The 25,960-nt window shown below is 57.1% G+C and carries 25 protein-coding genes; 14 read left to right on the forward strand and 11 right to left on the reverse strand.

Annotated elements, in window-relative coordinates:
• Positions 1-3: 3 nt before the first annotated feature.
• The 4 genes from AC2FIT_RS02040 to AC2FIT_RS02055 form a co-directional block, all read right to left on the reverse strand.
• Positions 4-786 carry a hypothetical protein gene (locus AC2FIT_RS02040; RefSeq protein ID WP_496826144.1) on the reverse strand — a complete coding sequence of 261 codons (783 nt, stop codon included), beginning with the start codon at positions 784-786 and terminating at the stop codon, positions 4-6.
• A complete protein-coding gene (locus AC2FIT_RS02045; protein ID WP_496826146.1) occupies positions 783-1,607 on the reverse strand; it encodes a sulfite exporter TauE/SafE family protein in 825 nt (274 codons plus the stop codon). The genes AC2FIT_RS02040 and AC2FIT_RS02045 overlap by 4 nt, the downstream gene beginning before the upstream one ends.
• A 39-nt stretch (positions 1,608-1,646) precedes the next feature.
• Entirely contained in the window at positions 1,647-2,684 is a 1,038-nt protein-coding gene (gene dusA, locus AC2FIT_RS02050) for a tRNA dihydrouridine(20/20a) synthase DusA (protein WP_496826148.1), read from the reverse strand.
• Positions 2,685-2,840: 156 nt separating this feature from the next.
• A complete protein-coding gene (locus AC2FIT_RS02055) occupies positions 2,841-3,755 on the reverse strand; it encodes a LysR substrate-binding domain-containing protein (protein ID WP_496826150.1) in 915 nt (304 codons plus the stop codon).
• A 172-nt stretch (positions 3,756-3,927) separates the two neighbouring features.
• Between AC2FIT_RS02055 and ugpB the strand changes: the two genes are divergently transcribed.
• The 5 genes from ugpB to AC2FIT_RS02080 are packed head-to-tail and all read left to right on the forward strand — an operon-like array spanning position 3,928 to position 9,031.
• On the forward strand, positions 3,928-5,235 hold the full coding sequence (ugpB, locus tag AC2FIT_RS02060; protein WP_496826152.1) for a sn-glycerol-3-phosphate ABC transporter substrate-binding protein UgpB: 1,308 nt from the start codon (positions 3,928-3,930) through the stop codon (positions 5,233-5,235).
• A 57-nt stretch (positions 5,236-5,292) separates the two neighbouring features.
• On the forward strand, positions 5,293-6,174 hold the full coding sequence (ugpA, locus tag AC2FIT_RS02065; protein ID WP_496759321.1) for a sn-glycerol-3-phosphate ABC transporter permease UgpA: 882 nt from the start codon (positions 5,293-5,295) through the stop codon (positions 6,172-6,174).
• Positions 6,175-6,194: 20 nt separating this feature from the next.
• Entirely contained in the window at positions 6,195-7,031 is an 837-nt protein-coding gene (gene ugpE / locus AC2FIT_RS02070; protein ID WP_170346227.1) for a sn-glycerol-3-phosphate ABC transporter permease UgpE, read from the forward strand.
• 3 nt (positions 7,032-7,034) lie between these two features.
• The gene (locus tag AC2FIT_RS02075) at positions 7,035-8,090 is read left to right on the forward strand and encodes a sn-glycerol-3-phosphate import ATP-binding protein UgpC (protein WP_496826155.1); all 1,056 of its coding nucleotides are present in this window, start codon (positions 7,035-7,037) and stop codon (positions 8,088-8,090) included.
• Positions 8,090-9,031 (forward strand): glycerophosphodiester phosphodiesterase family protein, encoded by a 942-nt coding sequence (locus tag AC2FIT_RS02080; protein WP_496826157.1) that lies wholly within the window; start codon positions 8,090-8,092, stop codon positions 9,029-9,031. Before AC2FIT_RS02075 ends, AC2FIT_RS02080 begins: the two co-directional genes overlap by 1 nt.
• A 95-nt stretch (positions 9,032-9,126) precedes the next feature.
• On the opposite strand, the gene AC2FIT_RS02085 is transcribed toward AC2FIT_RS02080, so the two are convergent.
• Positions 9,127-9,735: a TetR/AcrR family transcriptional regulator gene (locus AC2FIT_RS02085; protein ID WP_496826159.1), complete on the reverse strand. Its 609-nt coding sequence runs from the start codon at positions 9,733-9,735 to the stop codon at positions 9,127-9,129.
• 139 nt (positions 9,736-9,874) lie between these two features.
• Here AC2FIT_RS02085 and AC2FIT_RS02090 point away from each other — a divergent pair, with 139 nt between their 5' ends.
• The 7 genes from AC2FIT_RS02090 (at position 9,875) to AC2FIT_RS02120 (ending at position 18,738) form a co-directional block, all read left to right on the forward strand.
• Complete coding sequence (locus tag AC2FIT_RS02090; RefSeq protein ID WP_496826161.1) at positions 9,875-10,339, forward strand: (2Fe-2S)-binding protein; 465 nt, start codon at positions 9,875-9,877, stop codon at positions 10,337-10,339.
• 3 nt (positions 10,340-10,342) lie between these two features.
• Positions 10,343-12,529 carry a xanthine dehydrogenase family protein molybdopterin-binding subunit gene (locus AC2FIT_RS02095; protein WP_496826163.1) on the forward strand — a complete coding sequence of 729 codons (2,187 nt, stop codon included), beginning with the start codon at positions 10,343-10,345 and terminating at the stop codon, positions 12,527-12,529.
• Between the two features lie 139 nt (positions 12,530-12,668).
• A complete protein-coding gene (locus AC2FIT_RS02100) occupies positions 12,669-13,988 on the forward strand; it encodes a glutamine synthetase family protein (protein WP_496826164.1) in 1,320 nt (439 codons plus the stop codon).
• Between the two features lie 70 nt (positions 13,989-14,058).
• On the forward strand, positions 14,059-14,739 hold the full coding sequence (locus tag AC2FIT_RS02105) for a type 1 glutamine amidotransferase (protein WP_496826166.1): 681 nt from the start codon (positions 14,059-14,061) through the stop codon (positions 14,737-14,739).
• Positions 14,739-16,097, forward strand: coding sequence for a glutamine synthetase family protein (locus AC2FIT_RS02110; protein WP_496826168.1), 1,359 nt, complete (start codon positions 14,739-14,741; stop codon positions 16,095-16,097). The genes AC2FIT_RS02105 and AC2FIT_RS02110 overlap by 1 nt, the downstream gene beginning before the upstream one ends.
• Before the next feature lie 8 nt (positions 16,098-16,105).
• Positions 16,106-17,410 carry an NAD(P)/FAD-dependent oxidoreductase gene (locus tag AC2FIT_RS02115; RefSeq protein ID WP_496826170.1) on the forward strand — a complete coding sequence of 435 codons (1,305 nt, stop codon included), beginning with the start codon at positions 16,106-16,108 and terminating at the stop codon, positions 17,408-17,410.
• A 113-nt stretch (positions 17,411-17,523) separates the two neighbouring features.
• Complete coding sequence (locus tag AC2FIT_RS02120; protein ID WP_496826172.1) at positions 17,524-18,738, forward strand: DegT/DnrJ/EryC1/StrS family aminotransferase; 1,215 nt, start codon at positions 17,524-17,526, stop codon at positions 18,736-18,738.
• A 3-nt stretch (positions 18,739-18,741) separates the two neighbouring features.
• On the opposite strand, the gene AC2FIT_RS02125 is transcribed toward AC2FIT_RS02120, so the two are convergent.
• The 4 genes from AC2FIT_RS02125 to AC2FIT_RS02140 form a co-directional block, all read right to left on the reverse strand.
• Positions 18,742-19,503 carry a trypsin-like serine peptidase gene (locus tag AC2FIT_RS02125; RefSeq protein WP_496826501.1) on the reverse strand — a complete coding sequence of 254 codons (762 nt, stop codon included), beginning with the start codon at positions 19,501-19,503 and terminating at the stop codon, positions 18,742-18,744.
• An 11-nt stretch (positions 19,504-19,514) separates the two neighbouring features.
• A complete protein-coding gene (phaR, locus tag AC2FIT_RS02130; protein WP_068332171.1) occupies positions 19,515-20,066 on the reverse strand; it encodes a polyhydroxyalkanoate synthesis repressor PhaR in 552 nt (183 codons plus the stop codon).
• A gap of 135 nt (positions 20,067-20,201) precedes the next feature.
• Complete coding sequence (locus tag AC2FIT_RS02135; RefSeq protein WP_496826174.1) at positions 20,202-20,648, reverse strand: phasin family protein; 447 nt, start codon at positions 20,646-20,648, stop codon at positions 20,202-20,204.
• Between the two features lie 129 nt (positions 20,649-20,777).
• Positions 20,778-22,574 carry a PHA/PHB synthase family protein gene (locus tag AC2FIT_RS02140; protein WP_496826176.1) on the reverse strand — a complete coding sequence of 599 codons (1,797 nt, stop codon included), beginning with the start codon at positions 22,572-22,574 and terminating at the stop codon, positions 20,778-20,780.
• A gap of 112 nt (positions 22,575-22,686) precedes the next feature.
• Between AC2FIT_RS02140 and phaZ the strand changes: the two genes are divergently transcribed.
• Positions 22,687-23,958 carry a polyhydroxyalkanoate depolymerase gene (gene phaZ, locus AC2FIT_RS02145; RefSeq protein ID WP_496826178.1) on the forward strand — a complete coding sequence of 424 codons (1,272 nt, stop codon included), beginning with the start codon at positions 22,687-22,689 and terminating at the stop codon, positions 23,956-23,958.
• Positions 23,959-23,961: 3 nt separating this feature from the next.
• Complete coding sequence (locus AC2FIT_RS02150) at positions 23,962-24,546, forward strand: DUF6151 family protein (protein WP_496826180.1); 585 nt, start codon at positions 23,962-23,964, stop codon at positions 24,544-24,546.
• On the opposite strand, the gene AC2FIT_RS02155 is transcribed toward AC2FIT_RS02150, so the two are convergent.
• Positions 24,537-25,253, reverse strand: a complete 717-nt coding sequence (locus tag AC2FIT_RS02155; RefSeq protein WP_496826182.1) for an alpha/beta fold hydrolase — start codon at positions 25,251-25,253, stop codon at positions 24,537-24,539. The genes AC2FIT_RS02150 and AC2FIT_RS02155 overlap by 10 nt on opposite strands.
• 82 nt (positions 25,254-25,335) lie before the next feature.
• Positions 25,336-25,950 carry a hypothetical protein gene (locus AC2FIT_RS02160; protein ID WP_496826503.1) on the reverse strand — a complete coding sequence of 205 codons (615 nt, stop codon included), beginning with the start codon at positions 25,948-25,950 and terminating at the stop codon, positions 25,336-25,338.
• Positions 25,951-25,960 lie beyond the last annotated feature (10 nt).

Consider the following 25,960-nt stretch of genomic DNA (forward strand, 5'->3'; position numbering starts at 1 on the left):
AGGTTAGGCGGTTTCGATCCATTCGGCCACTCCCCCGGCGCATTCCGGGCGAAAATAAGCGATCATTCGTCCGTCTGCCCCAGCCGAGGCATTGCTACCCCACGGGGCCACCCCATGCAGGCAATGGCGGTGCAACACATAGGACTCGCCCGGTTTCGCGGGCAGTTCTATGCGGGGGCAAGTTTCGAACACCTTACGCCGCGCGGCTTGGTAGATATTGGTCACATCAATTTCATGCAAACTGCCCCGCGCGTGTCCGTCCAGCGCGCGTCGAAAAGCGGACCGCAGGATTTTATGGCTACCCTCCCAAAAAACCATGGGGGCTGCGTCTTTGCTGGCGGCATTCAACGGTATGCCCAGTATCCAGGCGTGGGGTTCATCGACGCGCCGCCGACGGTCTGGCCCCATCGGCCTGAGCCCGTCAACATGAGCCGCATCGCGCTTTAACCGATACCGCCCGGCACCTTCACTTTCACCATGCCGTGGGCGCGGGTAGCCTGGATAGATGACCGAGACCTGGCCCTTGTGCAATGGAAGTGTGCCATACTGCTCGGTCAAGAAACTCATTGCCTGCCCGGACAGCGGTGCTGACTGTCCCACCCTGCCCTGCGGGTCGTTGTCAAGTGCGTCAACACCGATGAACCACGTCCCCTCGCAGTCGAGCCATTGAGCATGTGCCGGGTCGGTGACAGACTTGCGCGCTGCGGGCAATGCATGCCCGACCCAATCCGCCAGCAAAGGATCGTAGGGAAACTTGACCCAGCCCTTTTCATCAAAATCACTCATAGCCCCAACGCCTTTCGCAACATGTTCAGTGCGACCAGCGTCAGGAACACAGCAAAAACACGCTTTAGTGGTTTGGGGTCCATCGCATGGGCCAGCTTAACCCCCAATGGCGCAGTGATCGTGGTCATGGCCACAACAATCGTAAAGGCGACCAGATTGACCGCACCAATAGTCAGAGGCGGGCGATGTTCCGGCGCGATTTCCAGAAAAAGGAAACCCAAAACCGAAGGCACCGCGATGATCACACCAAACCCTGCAGCCGTGGCAACTGCCCGATGAATAGGCGTGTTGAACAGGCTCATGAGCGGCACGCCAAAACTGCCACCCCCGATCCCCATCAGCACGGAAAGAAACCCCACCAGCGGCGACAGCACCGCGCGGCGGATACCTTTGGGCATGGCATCGCCCAGACGCCACTCGGACTTGCCCAGCCCCAGATAGGCACCGATGACCATCCCCAACACACCGAATAAGGCTTGCAAAGCCTCGGTCCGCAGTGCCGATGCCACCAAAACACCGATGATCGCACCAATCGCGATCCCAAGCCCCCAGCCGCGCAGAATATCCCAATCCACTGCGCCTTTCTTGTTATGCGCCAAAACCGAGCGGATCGACGTGACGATGATCGTAGCCAGCGACGTCGCCAAACACATTTGCATCAATTGCGGGCCACCGTAGCCCAGCGTTTGGAAGGCATAGAAGAACGCCGGCACCAGCACGATACCTCCGCCGACCCCCAGTAATCCGGCCAGCACACCTGCCAGCGCCCCGATTACAAGCAAAAGGCCCAGCATCTGGGCCAGCAACATCGTCTCGGGCATTCTTCCCCCATACCGGCCCTTGGCCGTATTTTAGTTCGTTCAAACCTCGGCCAAAGGCGCAACGTGCTCTAACGCTTGCATCATCACCTCGGGACCTGCGCCCTGATGCACAGCGCCCTCGGATAAGGCCCGGCGCCACGCCCGCGCTCCGGGACGTCCAGCGAACAAGCCCAACATGTGACGGGTGATTTGATGCAAACGGCCGCCCGCGGCAAGGTGTGCTTCGACATAGGGCACCATTTTTTGAACAACTTCAATCGGGTCCGTCGCCTGACCGCATCCGAAGATCACAGGATCGGCCGCGGCCAGAATATCGGTTGGCTGGTGATACGCCGCGCGGCCGATCATCACGCCGTCCAGTCCGGCCTCAAGATGCGAGCGCGCCTGTTCCAAGGACGTAATCCCACCGTTGATCGAGATATGCAGATCGGGAAACGCCGCCTTCATCCGATGCACCAAATCGTAGTCCAAAGGCGGAATGTCCCGGTTCTCTTTCGGGCTGAGGCCTTGCAGCCACGCCTTGCGGGCATGAATCGTCACCCGCTCGCAACCTGAAGCGCGGATCTGTTCCAGAAATGCGGGCAGAACCTCGTCCGGGGTCTGCTCATCCACGCCGATGCGGCATTTGACGGTGACGTCAACTCCTACCACCTCACGCATTGCAGCGACACATTCCGCAACCCGGGCAGGATCTTTCATTAACACCGCCCCGAACGTGCCAGATTGCACCCGATCCGAGGGGCAGCCGCAGTTCAAGTTGATCTCATCATACCCAGCATCGGCCCCAAGCCGCGCCGCCTGCGCCAGTTCCTGCGGGTCCGATCCACCCAATTGCAGGGCGACCGGATGTTCCTGAGGACTATAGTCCAACAAGTGCATCGCCCCACCGCGAACCAATGCGGGTGCAGTCACCATTTCGGTATATAACAAAGTCTGCCTGCTAAGCAGTCGATGTAAGTATCGGCAATGTCGATCCGTCCAATCCATCATGGGTGCAACGGACAGGCGCGTAGACTCAAGGACAGTGAGGTTTTCGGCCGATTGCCCACGTACTTCAGTGTCTGACGGTGCGGGCATGACTGGTTACCGGTTTAGTCTCAAAATGGCTTAAAAGGGTGGCGTCGTGGACGGGATACTGCACCGGGTCAAGTTCTGCAACTCACGAACCAGTGCTGTTAGCGTGGAAAGCCCACCTTCAGTCATGCAGCGCTCTGCGATCAGACTGAACCTGTTTCACTGGTTTCGTGAGTCAGTCCTGAATGGCTCCAAGCTGTCGCTGAAATACTCGATGAATTCCAGCGTAACCAAGGACGGCTGCTTTAGCACTGGTCGCACCAATGAAAGAGTATGGGTCAACACCGGCCTGAATGGTCGATAGCTTAACCCCCTCCCCTTGTATTGGATCGCATCCAATTCGCTTACAATGGAAACACCAACGCCCTTGATCGCCAGCTCACAAGCCGCAGTGAACTGTCTGACTTCGATATGAGAGTTCAGAGCGACACTAGCGGCTTGGAACGCCTTTGAAATACGTCCGAAAAAGTCGCTGTCGCGCCGGGTGTGGATAATGTTCTGATCTGCAAGGTCCGCCGGCGTGACTTCCGAGAGATTTTCCAGCTTATGATGTGATGGGAACACGCAGACGGTTCGCACGTCTATATCCCTGCTTTCAACGGCTGGATGACCGTTGAACCCATCGGTGATTCCGAAGTCATATTGCTCACCAATCATCCATTCCAGAATGCGCTCTGGCCTGTCTGGTTCAATTGTCATGGTGACGGCTGGTCGGTCTTTCAGAAAACTGGCGACGACCCCCGGCAGGTGGCTGGTGGCAAACCCGGGCAAACAGGCAACACGGATATGCCCCGCCTTTCGTTGCGTAATATCCTGGCTGACATCTGAAATCTGCCCCATCAATTCCAGCACACGTTCGACGCTGGGCTGAAGATACCGTACCTCTTGGGTTGGCACCAAACGGCCCTCGCGACGGTCAAATAGCTGAAAACCCAATGATTTTTCGAGGTCCGACAGCAATCGACTGACCGCAGGCTGGCTGACCCCTAGATCGGCCGCCGCTGCCGTGACCGAGCCATTGGTCGTTACGGCCATCAAAGCCTCTAACTGGCGAATTCTAAGAATTTGACTCATCCCCAATCCAAATCTGCCGCTTTACGCCATAACATTATGTTATTTTTTTATCCAGTAGAATGGTCTTGAATTATATTTCTGTAACGTTAACGTCGTGAAATCGTCATGTGTGCCGTTTACCCGTTGCGGTCGGTATTCAACGAAGCATCACACCTGATGCATGGGAGGAATCATGAAAAAGAATCTGCTTGGCGCTCTTGCCGTAACAACTGCCTTGTCCCCAGTGGCGGCAATGGCGCAAACCGAAGTTCAGTTCTGGCATGCCTTCACAGGCCGCCTGGGTGAGCTTGTGAAAGCTCAGGTTGAAGAATTCAACGCCAGCCAGGATGAGTTTGTCGTGGTCGAAAGCCACAAGGGCAATTACTCGGAAACACTGAATGCAGGCATTGCCGCGTTCCGCGCGGGTGAGCAGCCGCACATCCTGATGGTTTTTGAGGTTGGCACCGCAACGATGATGTCAGCCGAAGGCGCGATCAAGCCGGTCTATGAGGTGATGGCTGAAAGCGGTGCGTCGTTTGACTCGGATGCCTATATCGGCGCTGTCAAAGGCTATTACACGACCACCGATGGCGACATGCTGTCCCTGCCCTTCAACTCTTCGACCCCGGTGCTTTGGGTTAACCGCGACGCGATGGAAGCCGCGGGCGTCGATCCAGATACCGACCTTTCCACCTGGGAAAGAGTCGGCGAGGTTCTTGATCAGCTCAAGGCCGGAGGCGAGGAATGCCCGCTGGTCACTGCATGGCAAAGCTGGATCCATCTTGAGAACCTGTCAGCATACCACGATGTTCCTTTCGCATCGCAGGACAATGGTTTCGCCGGTCTGGATACCGAGCTGATGCTGAACGGTCCGGTTCAGGTTGCGCATCTGACGGCGATGGGCGATTGGGCCAAGGATGGGAAGTTCATCTACACCGGTCGCAGAAATGAAGGTGGAGCGAACTTCCGAGCCGGGGAATGCGCGCTCTTCACCGAAAGCTCGGCCGGGTATGCCGGTATCAGCTCGGAGGCTGAATTCGAGTTTGACGTGCGTCCATTGCCCTACTGGGAAGCAGTCGTGAGTGAGCCGCAGAACACCATTATCGGTGGTGCCTCACTGTGGGTGATGGAAGGCCACGAAGCTGACGAGTACAAGGGCGTTGGTGAATTCCTCAGCTTCCTGTCATCGTCGGACGTTCAGGCGGCATGGCACCAGAACACCGGTTACCTTCCGATTACAGCGGAAGCTGGTGAAGCCACGCGAGCCGCTGGCTTTTATGACGAAAACCCCGGCACCGATATCGCCGTGATCCAGATGACAGCGAAAGAGCCGACAGCAAATTCGAAAGGTCTGCGTCTGGGGTCGTTCGACCAGATCCGTGGCATCATCGACGAAGAGCTTGAGGCCATCTGGTCCGGTGAAAAGACCGCTCAGGAAGCAATGGACAGCGCAAAAGAACGCGGTGACGCGCTGCTGCGCCGGTTCGAATCTGCCAATTAACAAAACGCAATCCGGTGCGGGCTCTTCGGAGCCCGCATTTGCTAGTGGGACATCAGGATGGAAAAACGCGTCACCTTTCGCGGCTGGCTTTTGCCATTGGCGCTGATCGCCCCTCAGGTCATTATTTCCGCTGTTTTCTTCTTTTATCCCGCAGGACAGGCTGTTTGGCAGTCTTTGTTCATCCCCGACCCGTTTGGGCTATCGTCTCAATTCGTCGGCCTGGGCAACTTTGAATTCCTGCTGAGCGATAAGTTCTACCGCGCATCCTTCGTGACGACTGCAGTTTTTTCAACGCTGGTCACCTTGTGTTCGATGATCCCCGCCTTGTTTCTGGCGGTCATTGCGGATCGCCTGATCAAAGGGTCGGGCGTGTACCGTACGCTGCTGATCTGGCCCTACGCTGTCGCCCCTGCGGTTGCGGGCGTGCTTTGGCTGTTCATGTTCAACACGCGCGTCGGCGTCGTGTCGTGGTATCTAGGGCAACTCGGCTATGACTGGAATCACGTTTTGAACGGGACCGAGGCCATGGGTCTTGTGGTTGTTGCTTCGGCTTGGGGGCGTATCAGTTATAACTTCCTGTTTTTCTTCGCCGCCCTCCAGTCCGTCCCGAGATCGGTGATTGAGGCTGCAGCGATTGACGGCGCGCATTTCTGGCGCCGGTTCTTCACGATCGTGCTGCCGTTGCTGTCGCCGACGGCGTTCTTCTTGCTGGTGGTGAACGTCGTTTATGCCTTTTTCGAAACCTTTGGTGTGATCCACACAATCACCGGTGGCGGGCCGCAACAATCGACGACAATCCTTGTCTACAAGGTTTTCTCGGACGGGTTTGTGGGGCAGGATCTCGGCTCGTCTTCGGCGCAATCGGTCATCTTGCTGATCGTCGTGGGCCTGTTGACGGTCATCCAGTTCAAATACGTGGAAAAGAGGGTGCATTACTGATGGCAGCCCAACAACACGGAATGGTCGAAAAACGCGGCGCGGGCATCTGGTTGTCCCATGCTTTGATGATCCTCGGTGTCCTGATCATATTCTTCCCGATATGGCTTGCCTTCGTGGCTTCGACCGTGACCCAGGCCGAGATCGTCTCACCGCCGATGCCAGTCGTGCCCGGCGATCAGTTCTGGGTGAACTACAAGGCGGCGCTGTTCTCGGGGGTAAATGTGCCCGTGGCCACGATGCTGTTCAACAGTCTGGTGATGGCAATCGGAATTGCAGTCGGCAAAATCATCATCTCTCTGCTGTCGGCTTTCGCGATCGTCTATTTCCGCTTTCCCGGACGAACGACGTTCTTCTGGCTGATCTTCCTGACCCTGATGCTGCCGGTCGAAGTCCGCATCGTACCGACGTTCGAAGTTGTCGCCGGGTTCGGCATGCTCAACAGCTATTACGGGCTGATCTTTCCCCTGATCGCCTCGGCCACGGCAACCTTCCTGTTCCGTCAGTTCTTTCTGACCATACCCGACGAACTGGCCGAGGCCGCCCGGGTCGACGGCGCGCGACCGATGCGGTTCTTTGTTGATATCGTCGTCCCCATGAGCCGGACCAACATCGCCGCACTGTTCGTGATCCTGTTCATCTATGGGTGGAACCAGTACCTTTGGCCGCTGCTGATCACGACCGATCCCGAGATGAATACCATCGTGATGGGTATCAAACAGATGTTTCCGTCCGGTGACGACTTTGCACATTGGCCGACGATCATGGCGACGTCCATTCTGGCGATGATCCCGCCGGTCATCGTGGTGGTGTCGATGCAAAAGCTCTTTGTCCGCGGCCTTGTCGATAGCGAGAAGTAAGAAATGGCGACAGTTACCCTAGAGAATGTCAAGAAAAGCTTCGGCCCGACGGATGTTATTCATGGCATCGACATTGATGTGTCAGATGGCGAGTTCATCGTGATCGTCGGACCCTCAGGATGCGGGAAATCCACGCTTCTGCGGATGGTGGCGGGTCTTGAAACCGTATCATCCGGCGAAATCCGGATCGGGGCGGAACGGGCCAATGACAAAGAGCCAATGGATCGTGACATCGCAATGGTGTTTCAGAACTACGCGCTCTACCCGCATATGTCCGTGCGCCAAAACATGGGCTACGGCCTGAAGATCGCCGGGTTGCCCAAGGCTGAGATTGATCAAAAGGTGACCAAGGCCGCAAAGCTGTTGCAACTGGAACCATTGCTGGACCGTAAGCCCAGGCAGCTTTCCGGTGGCCAACGCCAGCGGGTTGCAATGGGCCGGGCGATTGTACGCGAACCGGCTGTTTTCCTGTTTGATGAACCGCTTTCAAACCTGGACGCCAAACTGCGTGTGCAAATGCGCCTTGAAATCCGAGAGCTGCAGGAGAAGCTGGGGATCACCTCGCTTTACGTGACGCACGATCAGGTCGAGGCCATGACAATGGCGGACAGGATGATCGTGATGAATGGCGGTATTGCCGAACAAATCGGCACGCCGCTTGAGGTTTATGAAACCCCGCAAACTCTGTTTGCTGCGCAATTCATCGGTAGTCCGGCGATGAATGTGTTTGATGCGCATCGTACGGATGGCGCGATCAGGATTGGCGATATCGCGGTTGGCCCCTCTCAGGGTCCCGATACTGCGTTAAAGCTGGGGATACGGCCAGAGCATCTGTTACTGGATGAAAACGGTCCGCTTGAGGTCACGGTTCAAATGGCCGAACCCCTGGGGGCAAACACCCTGTTTCACGGTCACCTGACCGGAACCGAAGGCGCGATCACGATTAGCCTGCCGGGCGTGCATCTGGTCGAGGGCCATCATTCAACAATGCGTTTCACTGTCGCGCCAGAACATATGCATCTGTTCGACGCCACATCCGGAAAAAGGCTGGAAAGCTGATGGCGTTCCCGCAGGTCGAGGCATTTCGCGGCGGTGAAAACCTGATCCGTGTCGTGGGCCATCGCGGCGCGCGCGGCATTTTACCCGAAAACAGCATGATCGGGTTCGATTTTACACTGTCGATTGGCGTTCCCCTGCTTGAGTTTGATGTGGTCCTCACGGCGGACAACGTGCCGGTCATCACGCATAACCACCATCTTCACGCCCCGACATTCCGCGATGCTGACGGTCAGTTCCTTATCGGAGAAGAGACCGAGGTCTCCTCTCTGACGTTCGAACAGATCCAGAAGTTCGACATCGGTCGATTGGACGGGCAAACAGCCTATGGCCAGCGTTTTCCGGATCAGGCCCAGTTGGACGGGGTGCGTGTTCCAAAACTTGTGGACCTGCTCGATCTCATCAACGCCCCCGAACACGGCAATGCCTATCTGATGCTGGAACTCAAGTCGGACCCTGACTTGGCTCATGACACATCGTACAGAGAAAGCTTTGTTGGGCGTGTACTCCAGGATGTCCGTGGCACTGGCTTATCGTCGCGCACGATTATGCACAGTTTCGATTGGAATCTGCTGGCAGAGTGTCAGCGACAGGCTCCGGACTTTCCTTCGTCTTATCTGACGCAGCTTCCCGAAAACGCCGATGATCCCGGCGAAGATTCATCGAAAACCATTTGCCCGGATTTTCGCGGTCGACGAGATGACATCCCTCATTTGGTCAAAGACGCAGGGGGGGCGTTTTGGTGTCCTTATTTCTCGGATGTGACAGCTGAAAGCGTGGCGCTTGCCAAGGACCTTGGGCTTTGCGTTGTGGTTTGGACGGTAAACGAGCCGGAAGATATCAGCAGGATGATCGATCTGCGCGTGGATGCAATCGTGACGGATTATCCGGGGCGGGTACAAAGGCACCTATCGGATTTGGGTATGAATTGGCAGACTGCATAACTGGTGCAGGTTTTTCAGTATTGAACTCGCGGATGTAAACGTAACCGTGCCACCACGGAGTACCTTGGCTCGCATAGGTCGCAAGAGGGTTAATTCTACTTTTGAACGCCATAGCGGCTGATCATCATTTCAACGCTGCTTTCTATGGTCTCGGCCATCTCGGCCTCGCTCAGAACTGCGCCGGTGAACAAAAGTGGCCAGAAGGCACGTGCCTTGATGAGGCCAATAAACTCATGCCCCGCTTGTACCGGGTCGTCGATCCGTAGCTGGCTATCCTCCGCCGCGTCCCGCAGCATGGCGATGAACGCCGCGGTCTTGTCCAGCTTGCTTTGCGCTTCGGCGGCCAGGGCCGGACTGCGCAAGGTTTCGCTTATCACCATTCGGGCCATCGCGATCACTTCCGGCATCATCAGGATACGGCCTTCGGCCCAGGCGAGCGCGGTCAGTTGTTCACGGATATCACGGCCTTTTTCATACCGTATTTCCACCACTTCGGCAAAGCGGCTGGACAGCTCGACCACGATGGACTGAAACAGGTTTTCCTTGCTTTCAAAATACTTATACAGCGTTCTTTTGGACACCTCTGCCCGTGCCGAAATGCGATCCATACTGGCCGCAGCAAAGCCCTTGTCCTGGAACTCGGCCACGGCAGCTTCAATGATCTGCGCGTACTTGGACGCGTTCGGAGCACTGCACACAGTCATATCAAAGCTATAGACCTATTGACGAATGATCGTCAAACACCAAGTAAACTTATGAGTTTACAGTGATGGCCTTTTGTGTCACTGGTAAACCCGCCAGTTTACCGATTCAGGTAACCAGCCCAACACGGAGAGTCCTCTCATGGCATTGACATTGAAATTAAATGGCGAGACCCACACGGTTGACGCCGAACCCGGCACGCCCCTGCTGTGGGTTATTCGGGATGAACTGAAGCTTACAGGAACGAAATTCGGCTGCGGTGTCGCCTCGTGTGGCGCGTGCACCGTGCATCTGAAAGGCGAGCCTGTACGCTCGTGCCAGACCTATATTGAAGACGTTGAAGACGCAGAAATCACCACAATCGAAGCCGTTGGTCAGGACAAGATCGGCGCGGCAGTTCAGCAGGCTTGGGTCGAATTGGACGTGGTTCAGTGCGGCTACTGCCAGTCTGGTCAGGTGATGTCCGCAGTCGGGCTGCTATCCGAAAACCCCAAGCCTTCGGTCGAAGAAATCGACAGCTATATGTACGGCAACGCCTGCCGCTGCGCCACTTATCAACGCATTCGCGCCGGTATCCAGCGCGCGTCCGAAATACTGGAGGCCTGATCCATGACCATCAACACCGCTCGCCGTGGGTTTCTGAAGGGTGCCGCGGCTGCCGGTGCCGTGCTGCTGGTTGGCGCTCGCCCTGATGGTGCGCTGGCGGCTGCCTCGTCCGAGGCCACTCAGTTCAACCCTTTTGTAAAGATCGACGCGGATGGCACAGTGACTGCCATCGTCAAACACTTTGAAAAAGGACAAGGCCCGGCAACCGGTCTGCCGACGCTGATCGCCGAAGAAATCGGCCTTCGCATGGATCAGATCAAGTACGACTTCGCGCCCTCTGATCCTAATGTCTACAACAACCTGTTTTTTGGCCCCTTCCAGGGCACCGGCGGATCGACCGCGATGGCAAACTCTTGGCTGCAATACCGTCAGGCGGGTGCCGCCGCGCGCGAAATGCTGATCAATGCAGCCGCCCAAAGCTGGGGTGTTGACGCCTCTGGAATCTCAATCGAAGAGGGCATCGTCAAAGCCCGAGACAAGTCCGCACCGATAGCGGAATTTGTTGCCGCAGCCGCTCAGCTGGACGCACCTGCCGAACCGCGTTTGAAAGATCCGTCCGAATTCCGCCTGATCGGCAATGACGCCGTGCGGCGCAAGGACTCGGCCATCAAGGGGAACGGTCAGGCCATCTATGGGATGGACCTGCATTTGCCCAACCAGATGGTTGCGATGATAAAGCGCCCTGAATCGCGTGGCGGGATTGCCAACGGTTTTGACGACAGCGCCTCGAAAGAGGTTAAGGGCTATATCAGTGCAGCCGTTTTGCCGAACAAGGCCGGCGTGGCCGTTTTTGCCGAAAACACCTGGGCCGCAATTCAGGCGCGCGACGCGCTTGCGGTCGACTGGGATATGTCCGGCGCCGAGACCCGTAACTCAGATGACATCAAGACCGAGATCATGGCCGCGCTGGACGCTGAGCCGACCTACAATGTGAACAAGGCGGATGTTGCAGCCGTGTCAGCAGCCATCGACGGGGCGGACAAGGTGATCGAAAAGACCTTTTACTTCCCGCTGCTCGCACATGCGCCGATGGAGCCGCTGAACTGCACCATCGAACAAACGGCGGATGGCAGCATCGTGTTGCATGACGGAGCGCAAATGCCGACCGGCCCGCACATGGCTTATCAGCAAATCTTCGAGCTTCCGCCCGAAAAGATTCAGATCAAAACGATGCTGGCGGGCGGATCGTTCGGGCGGCGCGCAACACCAGATGCGGATTACCAGGTCGAGGCTGCATTGGCATTTGCCGTCACCGACCGTTCGCGTCCGGTAAAGCTGGTCTGGACACGCGAGGATGACATCCGCAGCGGCTACTACCGCCCTGCCTTCGGCCACAAGGTCCGGGTGGGTCTGGACGCCGATGGCAACATCGTGGGTTGGCAGCATCAGATAGCGGGGCAATCCATCATCAAAGGCACTCCGTTCGAATCTGTTATGGTGCATGACGGCGTTGACCACAGCTCGGTCGAGGGCGTCGCGGACAGCCCCTATGCCATCCCCGGCATGGCTGTAGGTTTGACGGATACACCCAAGGCTACGACCGTTCTATGGTGGCGGTCCGTCGGGCACACGCACACGGCCTACACGATGGAAACCATGATGGACGTGGTGGCCAAGGCCGCAGGCCGTGATCCGGTTGAATTCCGTCTGGCGCACCTGTCGGACGCCAGCAACCCGGATCAGGCGCGGAAGGCCGCCGTGCTGAGACTGGCAGCTGAAAAGGCTGGTTGGGGCAACGTCCCGGAAGGGCGGTCTCTAGGTGTAGCGGTGCATAAATCCTTTGGGTCCTATGCAGCTGAAGTCGTTGAGATTTCGGGTGATCCGGACAGCGGCATCAAGATCGAAAAGGTTACCTGTGCTGTCGATTGCGGCATCGCGGTAAACCCGGACATCGTGCGCGCACAGATGGAAGGCGGCATTGGTTACGGAATCGGCCACGTCATGCGTGATCAGATCACGCTGACAAGCGGAGCCGTAGACCAGTTCAACTTTCCGGACTATGAGCCGCTACGGATCGGTGATATCGCCGCGATCGACGTACATATCGTACCCTCCGCCGAAGCGCCCACCGGCGTGGGTGAGCCCGGCACGCCGCCTTCCGCCCCCGCGCTTGCGAACGCAATCAAAGCCATGTCAGGTATGCATGTCGCTGTGCTGCCCATGGATGAAAACGGCATAACCTTCGTATAAAGCCCGCGCTCTGCGCCCTGCCCTTTGGGCGCAGAGCATTTTTCGCTGCTGAGTCGCTGCACTGATAATTTGATCAAATTTAGTGACAAGACACGCGGTCTCGATTACATCTCGGACAAGATGATGGATGGAGACCCCGATGGACCTGAGCACTCTGCACAGTTTTCGCGTTGCTGCCTGCGATCTGAATGGTCAAATGCGCGGCAAGCGCGTGCCGCCGTCATATTCGGACAAGCTATCCAAAGGGGCAGTGCGGATGCCTTTTTCTGCGCTGAACGTCGACCTTTGGGGCGCGGATATTGCTGGCAGCCCGCTGGTCTTCGAATCCGGTGATGCGGATGGAATGTTGCTGCCGACAGATCGCGGGCCGGTGCCGATGCCCTGGCTGGCCGTGGACACAGCTCTGGTACCAATGTGCCTGCATGATGATTCCGGTGCGCCTTTCGCCGGAGACCCCCGGCACGCCTTAGCCTCGGTACTGCAACGCTACGCCCAACGCGACTGGTCCGTCGTCGCCGCAACCGAGCTGGAGTTTACGCTGCTGGACGCCTCTGGCCCGCAGCCTCAGCCCCCGGTCAACCCGGTTACCGGGCGTCGGTTGACGGACGAGGCAGTGCTGTCCATGGCAGAAATGGATGCTTTCGATTCCTTCTTTACCGACCTGTATGACGGCTGTGCCGAAATGGGCATTCCCGCACAAACCGCCATTTCCGAAAGCGGCATTGGCCAGTTCGAAATCAACCTGAACCATCAAGATGCCATGCGGTGTGCCGATGATACATGGCTTTTCAAGGCGTTGACGCGTGGTCTGGCACGCAAACATGGGTTCACTGCCACGTTCATGTCCAAGCCTTACGCCGAAGACGCAGGAAACGGGATGCATGTCCATTTCTCTGTCGTGGACGGCAAGGGCCGGAATGTATTCGACAATGGCGGCCCCAAAGGCACCGATTTTCTACGCTGGGCTGTTGCCGGGTGCCTGGCAGCAATGCCGGGCAGTACGCTGATATTTGCACCCCACGGAAACTCTTACACCCGTCTCGTACCCGGTGCACATGCGCCTACCGGCGCAAGTTGGGCCTATGAAAACCGAACCGCCGCCGTGCGCATTCCCGGAGGAGCCCCGGCCGCGCGTCGGATCGAACACCGCGTCGCGGGTGGCGATATCAACGCTTACCTGATGCTGGCCGCCGTTCTTGGTGCCGCGTTGAACGGGATTGAGGACGAGGTCGACCCCCCTGCCCCCATCTCGGGCAATGCGTATGAGATCGACGGCCTGCCGCAATTGGCAACAGACTGGGCGGACGCCATTGCAGCCTTTGAAACCGATCCACAGGTTGCGCGCATCTTCTCGGCCGATCTGATCCGTTTTTTAGCCATGACAAAGCGGCAGGAAATCCGACGCTTTGGCGACCGCCCGCCCGAAGACCACTGGCTCAGCTATCTTGAGGCGGTGTGACCCCTCTTGCCCGCTTGAATTGGGTGGGCTACAGTAAATTTGATCAAATTTAGCGACCCGTGATACACTCATGAAAATCGGCATCCTTCTGACCGGCCACCGACCGGACGCATTGCAAAACGAGTTCAGCGAATATGACGCGATGTTTCGCGACCTTCTGGATGGCAATGGCTTTACTTACGAAACCTTTGCTGTCGTGGATGGCCATTTCCCCAAAGATGAATCTCAGGCCGACGGCTGGATCATCACCGGTTCGCGCCATGGCGCATACGAGGATCATCCCTGGATTCCACCGCTGGAAACCCTGATCCGCGACATACAGAAAAGCGGCCGTCCTTTGATCGGTGTTTGCTTTGGCCACCAGATCATTGCGCAGGCCTTGGGTGGCAAGGTCGAGAAATTCAAGGGCGGCTGGGCCGTCGGGCGCACTGACTACGCATATGACGGTCAGACTGTGACGCTAAACGCGTGGCATCAGGATCAGGTGGTCGCCCTACCCGAAGGCGCGCGTGTTCTGGGCTCGAACGCGTTCTGCGAAAACGCCATGGTGGCCTATGGCGACAATATTTGGACTGTTCAGGCGCATCCCGAATATGGCGACGGGTTCATTCAGGGCCTGATGGACACGCGCGGCAAGGGCGTTGTTCCCGATGATCTGATGCAAGCCGCCGCAAATCGCCTGCCCGCCGCAAACGACAACCCGAAGATCGGACAACTCATGGCGGAGTTTCTGAAGAAAGAGAGGGCCTGATGGCCGACTGGAAAGATCAACTGCCGCAGGCTGCACGCACCTATATCGAAGGTCAGCGTCTGGATGAGGTCGAGTGCATCATCGCTGACCTGCCGGGCATCGCGCGTGGCAAGGCTGTTCCGGCATCCAAATTCGCCCGACAGGACTATTTCCATTTGCCTGACAGCATCTTCTACCAGACCATCACAGGTGACTGGGGCGAAGCCGCGGGCGAGGATGGGTTCATCGAACGCGACATGATCCTGAAACCCGATTTCTCGACCGCATCAGCCGCCCCTTGGACTGGCGACTGGACGCTTCAGGTGATCCACGACGCCTATGACCGGGATGGAGAGCCTATCCCCTTCAGCCCCCGCAACGTGCTGAAACGGGTGGTGCAGCTGTACCGCGACAAGGGCTGGAAGCCGATTGTTGCGCCTGAGATGGAGTTCTTTCTGGTCGCACCCAACGTCGATCCGGCGCAAGGCATCAAGCCGATGATGGGCCGATCGGGGCGTCCCGCAGCGGCGCGGCAGGCGTATTCAATGACAGCAGTGGATGAGTTCGGCCCGGTCATCGACGACATCTATGACTTTGCCGAACACCAGGGGTTCGAGATCGACGGCATCACGCAAGAAGGCGGTGCCGGTCAGTTGGAAATCAATTTGCGCCACGGTGATCCTGTCAAACTGGCTGATGAGGTCTTTTATTTCAAACGCCTGATCCGCGAGGCCGCGTTGCGTCACAATTGCTTTGCCACCTTCATGGCAAAACCAATCGCGGATGAACCCGGCTCGGCCATGCACATCCACCACTCGATTACCGATATTGAGACCGGGCAGAATATCTTTTCTGGCCCGCAAGGGGGCGAGACTGACGCGTTCTACAACTTCATCGCCGGGTTGCAAAACCATCTGCCTGCAGGTCTGGCCGTAATGGCGCCTTATGTGAATTCCTACCGACGCTACGTGAAAGACCACGCCGCGCCGATCAATCTTGAATGGGCCCGCGACAATCGCACCACCGGTATCCGCGTACCTCTGTCCGGACCCGAGGCGCGGCGCGTGGAAAACCGCATCGCCGGGATGGATTGCAACCCCTATCTGGGAATCGCGTTGTCGCTGGCCTGTGGCTATCTGGGGCTGACCCGTCAGGAACGCCCCCGCCGTCAGTTCTATGGCGATGCTTACGAAGGAGAAGGCGACATCCCGCAGGTAATGGGCAACGCGCTGGATCTGTTCGACGAAGCAACCGCACTGCACCAGGTTCTTGGCCCCGAGTTCGCCCGCGTCTACGGCATCGTGAAACGGGCTGAGTATGAGGAGTTCCTGCAGGTGATCTCTCCGTGGGAGCGTGAGCATCTGCTGATGAACGTCTGAGGCACGTAATGAACCTGCTTTATTCCAACGACCGAAAGGCCGAGTATCCGGCCAGTTGGTACGCGGCGACCGCAAATCCGATAGATCGGTTTCCGGTCTTATCCGGCGATGCCAAAGCCGATGTCTGTGTCGTCGGTGGCGGCTATACCGGCCTGTCCGCGGCGCTGCACCTGGCAGAGGCCGGGTTCAACGTCGTACTGCTTGAGGCGCACCGCGTAGGCTTTGGCGCCTCAGGTCGCAACGGTGGCCAATTGGGCAGCGCCCAGCGGATGGATCAGGAGGATCTGGAACGGTTGGTCGGCGATGAGGATGCCGCCAAGCTTTGGGATCTGGCCGAGGATGCGAAAGATCTGGTGAAATCGTTGATTGCGAAGCACCGGATCAACTGCGACCTGAAGCCCGGCGTCGCCGTTTTGGGCCTGTCGACCTCTGAGCGGAATGAGTTGCATGAACACGCTGCCCATTTGTCGGATCGGTATGGCTATGACCAGATCGAGTTACTTGACGATGCGTCCGGGCACGGGCTTTGCCCTTCACCAACCTATCGTGGCGGGTATTTGGACATGGGCGCCGCGCATCTACATCCGTTGAACTATTGCCTGGGGCTGGCGCAAGCGGCGGTAAAGGCTGGGGTGTCCATCTTTGAAAGCACCGAGGTCACCGCTATTGAGGAAGGGCAACCTGCAAAACTGCGTACTGCGAATGGCACGATCAGCGCGGATCACGTCATTCTGGCCTGCAACGGGTATCTTGGCGACCTGAACCGCAACGTGGCCGCGCGGGTCATGCCGATAAACAACTTCATCGCAGCGACTGAACCTTTGGGTATCGACGCGGCGCGTATCTTGACCAAAGATATCGCGGTGGCCGATACTAAATTCGTTGTGAATTACTTTCGACTCAGCGCCGATGGCCGCCTTTTGTTTGGGGGTGGCGAAAGCTATGGATACCGTTTTCCCGGCGACATCGCGGCCAAGGTCCATAAACCGATGGTTGAGATTTTTCCGCACCTGCGCGATGTGAAGATCGACTATGCCTGGGGCGGGACGCTGGCCATCACTATGCGGCGTATGCCCTATCTGGCACGGGTCGGGTCAAATATCCTTTCCGCGTCGGGATATTCCGGCCATGGGGTCGGTACGGCCACTCATGCTGGTCAACTGATGGCACATGCCATTCAGGGGCAGGCCGAAGGCTTTGATACACTATCGCGCGTACCCGCCCTTCCGTTCCCCGGCGGCCCTGCGCTGCGTAGCCCGCTTCTGGTCCTAGCGATGACGTGGTTTGCCCTGCGGGATCGCCTCGGCCTGTAACCTCAGCGAAGTACGACAGATTGGTGAAAATTCGCCCACATGGCGATTGAGGGGTTTCTTTGTCTCAGGATTAGCTTTATCTTTCCCAAAGATAGAATTCGGGAAAACCAAATATGACGCTTCCTCCAAACGTTCATGATGCCGAACCCATCCCCGCAGCCGCAAGAGAAGCCATTGACGCCCTGATGCAGTCAGGCGACCTGTTTCGCTATACCGCGCCACAGGATGCGCCGGTGGCATTGCTCGAAGCGGAGTTCGCAGAACTTCTGGGCACGAAATACGCGCTGGCGGTTTCGTCCTGCTCTGCCGCTTTGTTCCTGTCGCTCAAGGCACTTGGCCTGCCACGCGACGCACGGGTGCTGATCCCCGGCTTTACATTCGCTGCCGTACCGTCCTCGATCGTGCACGCAGACTGTATTCCGGTGCTGTGTGAAGTTGGCGATGACTATCGCATCGACATGACCGATTTCGCCGCCAAGCTGGACAATGTGCAGGCGGTCATCATCAGCCATATGCGTGGCCACACTTCGGACATGGACGCGATCATGGCCCTGTGTAACGCACGCTATATCCCGGTGATCGAGGATGCAGCGCATTCGCTGGGAACCACCTGGCATGGGCAGAACATCGGCACCATTGGCAAGGTCGGCTGTTTCTCGTTCCAGTCTTACAAGATGATCAACGCTGGCGAAGGTGGCATTCTGATCACCGATGACGCCGACCTCGTGGCCCGCGCCGTGATCATGTCGGGCGCTTACGAGCATAACTGGAAGAAACACAAAGGCCCGCGCGGCGACAACTCGCCCGAGTTAGAGCAAGCCTTTGCCCGCTGGCAGAACCAAGTGCCGCTGTATAACCTGCGGATGAACAACCTGAGCGCAGCCGTGATCCGCCCGCAATTGCCGGAACTGGCGCGCCGCGTGCGCGATGGCCTTAGCAACCACGATTATGTGGCCGAGCGCTTGAACACGTCGCCCCATATCGACGTCCCTGCCCCGCTGGACCCTGAACGTCGCGCACCGGACTCGATCCAGTTTAATCTGGTTGGAATGGACGAAGGTGAAATCCGCGCTTTTGCCGCCGCTTCCGAAGCTCGCGGTGTTAAGGTTCAGGTCTTCGGGCTTAGCGAAGACAACGCGCGTGCGTATTGGAACTGGCAATTCCTGCCTGAAAAGTTCGATTTGCCGAAAACGCGCGACATGTTGATGAGGGCGTGTGATGTCAGACTGCCCGTGCGGTTGACGCGGGCCGAACTGGACGTGATCGCCGATATCCTGCTGGCCTCGGTCGGTGAGGTAACTGGCCCGGTTCCCGCCTACGGCACGTGAAGCCTATTCAGCGTCAAGGCCAAAACCATCGACAGATAAGAACAGCGCCGTAACCCCGTCCGGGGTTGCTGCGACTGAAGACAGAATTGCCACAACCTGAGGGCCGGTTGGTGTGTCCGCCAATAGCGGTGCACCTGAGTCTCCCATCATGACGGGACAGACGGCCAGCAGAACCCCTTCGGCGACGGTTTGAGCGCGACAGTCATCGGTCCGGCTGAGCACGTGGGGCCGCAATCCGGGATAGCCAGCCACGAACGTGGTCGCACCATCCGGCTCCGCAAGCGGCAGAAACCCTACGACCTGCCCAAGCGGCTCGCTGAGTTCAAGAATGGCCCAGTCCAATTCCGCACGGCTTTCGAAAGCGCCTTCTACACCCTGCTCAGGATGCGTCCGGTAGTCCTGAACAGCTGAGACAGCAACAGCTTTCCCGCGTTGATAACCAGCCGCAAACCGAATGCTGGCCGGTGGAATCCATCGCTTGCGTTGCGCATTGTAAAGGCAATGAGCCGCAGTCAGAACCAGCCGGTCCGACACCAGAACACCTGTGCAATGGGACCGCTGATCCCGGCTGGCAAAATTTATCCGCCCAATCGCATACCAAGGCGCAGTGTCTGCATCCAGAATCTCGCGTGCGCGAATGGCGTCGCACCCGTCAGCAGACTTTGTACCCAGCGTGCATACCGAAGACCAATTTTCCGAGAAAACGCCCTGCGACAGCACGGGCTGGGTCCAAAGTACAGCAGCACCCAGGATCAGCCAGCGCATCACCCCACGCGTCAGTTCAATTTCGAGAGCTTTTGCTGCAATTCAGCCAATTGCTTCTTTATATCGTCCAGATCTTCTTTGGATTCGGGCGCATCGCCCTCTTTATCCGGTCCTGACCAGGCACCCGAAAGACCGCCCGTCATCGCCTTTAAAAAGGCCTGTTGCTGCGCTTTCATGGCTTCGAAACCCGGCATCTGTGACATCGGGTTCATCGCGTTCATGTTTTCCATCATCTTGCTCTGGCTTTCGCGCAGCATCTCGAACGAGCTTTGCAGGAACTGCGGCATCATCCCCCCACCGGGGATCATGTAGCTGCGAACCAGATCATTCAGAACATTGACGGGAAGGACATTTTCGCCCCGGCTTTCATGCTCGGCAATGATTTGAAGTAAATACTGCCGGGTCAGATCATCCCCGGTTTTCAGATCAATGATCTGCACTTCACGACCGTCGCGGATAAACGCCGCGATATCTTCGAGCGTGACGTAGTCGCTGGTCTCAGTGTTATACAGCCGACGGCTGGCATAGCGCTTGATCAACAGCGGTTTTTCTTGTTCTGACACCGTTTACCCTCCCCAAGGATGATGCGTTGCAGCAGAGGTTATGCGAGCGCAGAACAAAAAGAAAGGGCAGGTCAAAGGACCTGCCCAACGCGATTGCACCAGATGGGAGGAACGGGTGCGCTTCGCGGCCTTATCTTACTTGGCAGTTGCCGCTTTCTTGGCAGCAGCTGTCACGTCGTTGGTTGCTTTTTTGACGACAGCGGTTGCGTCTTCAGCAGCTTCTTTGCCGGCAGCCATCAGCAGCTCGATGGTTTCGGTCTGCAGCTTCTTGGCAACCTCAGCGAAAGCGGCCATGTTTTCAGCAGCAACTTCAGCCGACGCGCTTGCGAAATCTGTTGCAGCTTTTGCGTAGTCAGCAGGCTCTGACTTTGCTTTCGACATTTCAGTCAGTTTAGCCAGGGTGTCTTTGGTCCATTTGCTCGAAATCTCAGCCGATTTCTCGGCGGCTTCCAAAGCAACGCCCGACAGTTTTTCGTTCAGCGACGCTGTCGATTTGAACGCACCTTCCAGTGCGGTAGTGTCAACTGGGAATGCGCCCATCATGTCTTTCAGAGTGGCGGTAAAGTCTTGAGTCTTTGCCATTGTCCTAATCCTTATTGCCGAACCGAGCCCACCCCGGTTTTCTTCAGCTTGAGGACAATATGAATGCTGCGACGCAGCATTTCAAGTATTTTTTGCTGCACCGCAGAAATTTTTTGTTTCAGAATGGAATCAGGCGTTTGGGTCGGCCACTACATACGTTCCGGGTGCCGGCGCCAACCGAGGGTGTTTCGAATCACCAGTATCGCGGGCAGGAACCTGCTTGCCTGAACGCTTCTTGAGCCAGGCCTCCCACATCGGCCACCAAGAGCCTTCGTGGAAGTCCGCCTCTTTCAGCCACGTATCTGCCTCTGCCGTCAGATCCGGGTTCGTATAGTGGCCGTACTTCCTTTTGCTGGGCGGATTAACGATCCCTGCGATGTGACCGGATTCCGAGACAACAAACGTCTTGGACCGCGACCCCATCATCTGCACCCCGCGGTAACAGTCTTTCCACGCCGCGATGTGGTCCGTCTCGCAGGTGATTGCCATAATCGGCACATCCACGTCACGAACATGCAGCTTGTGGCCCAAAAGCTCGAATCCGTCCTCGGCGAATTCGTTGCGCTGGCAAAGGCCACGCAGATACTGAACTGTCATCTTGGCCGGAAGGTTGGCCCCGTCCCCGTTCCAGAACAGCAGATCAAAGGCCGGCGGCACCTCTCCCATCATATAGCTGCGGATCGCCGGGCCGTAGACCAGGTCGCGCGAGCGCAGAAACGACATGGTGCGCCCCATAATCCAGGATCGCAATACGCCTTTCTTGGTAACTTCTTCCTCGACCCCGTCTATGAAATCATTCTGCAGGAAGGGCGTGAACTCACCCTGATCGGAAAAGTCCGTGAGCGCGGTAAAAAGGGTCGCCGATTTGATCGACTTGTCGCCGCGTTGTTTCAGCAACGACAGAGTCAGACTCAGCGTCGTGCCCGCGATACAGTACCCGATCGCGTTAACCTGTTTGACCTTGCAAATCTTCTTGGCAACATCAACCGCAGTCAGGAAGCCGTCCTGGACGTAATCCTCCATCCCCGTATCTGCATAGCTTTCATCCGGGTTGACCCAACTAACCACGAACAGGGTATAGCCCTGTTCGGTGATCCATTTGATCATGCTGTTCTGTGCCTTGAGGTCGAGAATGTAGAACTTGTTGATCCAGGGCGGGAACAGCACGACCGGCGTTTCATGCACGGTCTGCGTTGCAGGCTTGTACTGGATCAGTTCCATCATCCTGTTGCGATAGACCACGTCGCCCGGTGTGGTCGCCAAGTTTCCACCGACCTCGAAAGCGTCCTCATCGGCAAGCTTAACAACCAATTCGCCATCATTGGCCTCAAGGTCCGCAACAAGGTTTTCCAGCCCCTGAATGAGCGACTGCCCTTCTGTCTCGACAGCCTTTTCCAGCGCATCCGGGTTGGTCGCCAGAAAATTCGTCGGCGCCATCATGTCGATAATCTGCTGCGAGAAATACTGCAGACGCCGTTTGTCCTTGGCATCGAGATCCTCAACCGAAGCCACCGCCTGCGCGATGGCTGCTGAATTGGTCTGGTATTGCTGGCGGATCAGGCGGAAGTAAGGGTTTGTCTCCCACATTGGGTTGGAAAACCGCTTGTCTTCCAGTGGGATCTCATCGACCTCGCCGGTTGTGATCGCCTGCTGCGCCTCGGCAAAGTTCAATACCGACTTGCCCCAGTACTCAATCTGCTGTTCAAGCAACTTGGCGGGATTATGCCATGCCTCGGACCAATATGCCGTTGCTGCTTTTGCAAAAAGCTCTTGATTCGGGGCGTCCAAGGCCGGGGTATGCGGCTGTTTTACCGCCATGACTTCGATCAGCCGCTTGGAAAGCTGTTCGACCTTTTCCATATTTTCTTTAAGTCGTTCAATGTTTTGTTCAGTAACTTCTGGCATTTGGTCTTCACTTATTGTCATTTTAACAATTCCCCCCTAACCTTGCTGCTATGCAGAATAACGCCGTGGGTGTCGGGGGGCAAAGCGGTGAATGGTCCGAACTTTAAGGCTGACATTCAGGAGGCCCCTTTCCATGCGCTATATGATGACGTACGACCTGATGGAGACGGTGCGCAACACTAACCAATGGATGGGTGCAACCGCCAGCGCCATGGCATCCTACCCCGCTTTCTCTATGGCACCCAATCCTGTCTTTAGCATGATGGCCGCCTGGGGCGAAGTGACCGAGCGTACGTTCCAGCGCATGGTAGTCAAACCGGACTGGGGCATTCGCACCTTTACCTGCGAGGATGGGAAGGACCACCTTGTAGATGTCACCACGGTTGTTGAACGTCCGTTTGGTGACCTTGTGCATTTCCGTGTGAACGGCCGCGAAGAGCAGCCGCGCAAGGTGCTTTTGGTTGCGCCGATGTCCGGCCACTATGCGACTCTGCTTCGGTCGACCGTGAAAAGTCTGCTGGTTAACTGCGAAGTCTATATCACTGACTGGCATAACGCGCGCGACATCCCCGTGTCCGAAGGTAAGTTCGATGTAGAGGACTATACACTCTATCTTGTCGATTTCATGAAAGAACTTGGCCCTGACACGCATGTTGTGGCCGTTTGCCAACCTGCGCCTCTCACATTAGCCGCGACTGCCTACTTGGCTGAGGTCGAGCCAAAGGCACAACCCAGTACCCTGACCTTGATTGGCGGGCCCGTCGACCCGGACGCCACACCTACCGATGTCACCGATTTCGGTCGTCGTGTCACTATGGGGCAACTGGAAGAGACGATGATCCAGCGCGTCGGTTTCAAATACAAAGGCGTTGGCCGGATGGTCTATCCGGGTCTTCTTCAATTGGCGTCCTTCATGTCCATGAACGCGGAGCGCCATTCTAAGGCGTTTTCTGACCAGATTCAGCGGGTTATGCGGGGTGAGGCCTCGGATCACGATGCGCATAACCGGTTTTACGACGAATACCTCGCCGTCATGGATATGACCGCTGAGTTCTATCTTTCGACGGTCGAGCGCGTGTTCAAAAACCGCGAGATTGCCCGAAACGAATTTGTCGTCGCTGGTCACAAGGTGGATATCGGTAAGATCACCGATGTCGCGGTAAAGACCGTCGAGGGCGCGAATGATGATATCTCGGCCCCTGGTCAGTGTATCGCGGCCCTTGATCTGTGCACCGGTCTGCCGGATTCCAAAAAGGCCAGCCATGTCGAACCCGGTGCCGGCCACTATGGTATTTTCGCTGGCCGCAGCTGGCGCGACAATATCCGGCCGCTAGTGATTGATTTCATGAACGCCAATACGCGCAAACCGCGTCGGCGGGCCGCCAACAAGAATAAAGTCGCTTAAAAAATGGGGTCAACAGCGGGCGAGGGAATGGCCTTCTCCTGCAATTGCGGCGCGTTGCAAGGGCATATCACGGCTACCGGCGTACAATCTGGCACTCATGTCGGCTGTTTCTGTCGTGATTGTCGCGCGGCCCAGTTGTATTTTGGGCAACCTGATCCGGCCCCCGGCCCTGTCGATATCCTGCAAATGAGCCCGGAAGAAATCCGGATCGACAAGGGGGCTGAGTATATTGCGTTAATGCAACTCAGCCCCAAGGGAATGTTGCGCTGGTATGCGAAATGTTGCAATGCGCCGCTTGCAACCACGGCGCGCACGGCAAAGGTTCCGTTTGCCGGATTTATCACAAATCGGATCGTCGACCCCAGCGGGCTTGGCCCAATGACCACGCGGGGATTTGTGCCCCAGCCAGACGGTAAGCAGAAACACGAAAACCTACGCTATGCGGCGGTTGGGATGCTCAGGCGCCTCGCCAAGTCCTGGGTGTCCGGCAATTGGAAAAACACGCCGTTCTTTGATTGTGACAGCGGTGAGCCGGTCGCCAAACCAACCATACTCAGCAAGGCTGAGCGGGCAAAGCTCTATACATAGGCCGCCCGTACCGGTGTACTGAGCCATTCCGTCAGCGCCTGATTTACAACTTGTGCTGCTTCGAGCGTTGGAAGGTGCCCAGCCTCCTCCACAACCCTAAGCTCGGCATCTGGAATAAGTTCAGCCATGAAGGCGTGCTTTCGCTGCGGTGTTATCGTGTCATATGCACCGCAAAGCACCAGCGTTGGCACCTTGATGTGTCTTAATTCGCCCTGCTGATCCGGTCGTCTTTGCATGGCTCGGATTTGACGTTCAAAAACCTCAGGTCCGAAGTCCAACGCCATCAAAACGACCTCGTTCAGAATTGGAATACGCTGAGGTCCGGGTGCCAAAGCCTCAGACCCGATGATCTTGCGCATCACCTCTTCAAGCCGGCCCATTTTGGCCCCCACCACCAGTTCTTCGCGCGCCGCCGCTGCCTGCGGAGCATCAGCCTGTGCATCGGTCGCCATCAGACACAGCCGAGACACCCGATCCGGTGCGCGTCGAATTAGCTCCAACGCAACCACACCGCCCATGCCCAAACCGCCCAGAGCAAACCGATGTGGCAACTGATCCAGCAAGGCCGATGCAATTTCTTCGACGCGTTCGCCTATTGAAATCGGTGCAACTGTTACGGCGCGGGATCGTGACAAGCAGGTGAGCTGAGGTTCAAAAAGACGTGCATCGCACATCATTTCAGGCAGTAAAACCAGCGGCTCGATCACGCGGGGCCTCGTAACACTTCCGATATTCGAATAGTCTTTCCCAACAAGATGAGAGGTTTTGCACCCCCGGGCAAGTTAAACTTCAGGGATAAGAAATACCTCGAAAGGGTGGGAAATCCGAATATCTTGCGCGGCGTGCCTTTCGGTTTTCACCCGGCTCCTCTCCGGGACGCAGCAGACAGCCGCGCGGTGCGATATAGCTGTCGATGCGACGATGCGGCTTGGGCCGCCAAACCAGATTAAAGGCGCAGAGCTTGGGAAAGAACCAAATCTCGGAATAGTCCAGATGATCATGCATCCACCATGCCAGATCACGCCAATCGCGCCCGGCATCGTATTGGTCGGCAAACCACGGAATAACAATCGAGGCCCCGGCAATGCGCGCGTCGCCCTCTCCCCTGTCCCAGATGTGACATTCCAGCGGGTTATCGTTGCGGGCGCAGTTCAGCCGGTTTTCATTCCCGAACCGGTTCAAAGAGGGTGAGCGATACCCGGACCGGACCGCCACCCGCCCGAAGGTTTCCGCCAACGGGTCCAGCAAGGTTTGACATAGTGCGCGCCCGGTTTCGATGGCAAGATCAGGATTGTCGGGAAGGTTTTGTTTTTTATGGAAATTCCCGATCTCTGAATACAGGAAATCCCGCATGAAAAAATGCCGGGACAGGCGCACGCGGCCGAGCGTCTCAAGGCTCCACATGCTGCCCGGT

This window comes from Ruegeria sp. YTSA135 (assembly GCF_059610165.1).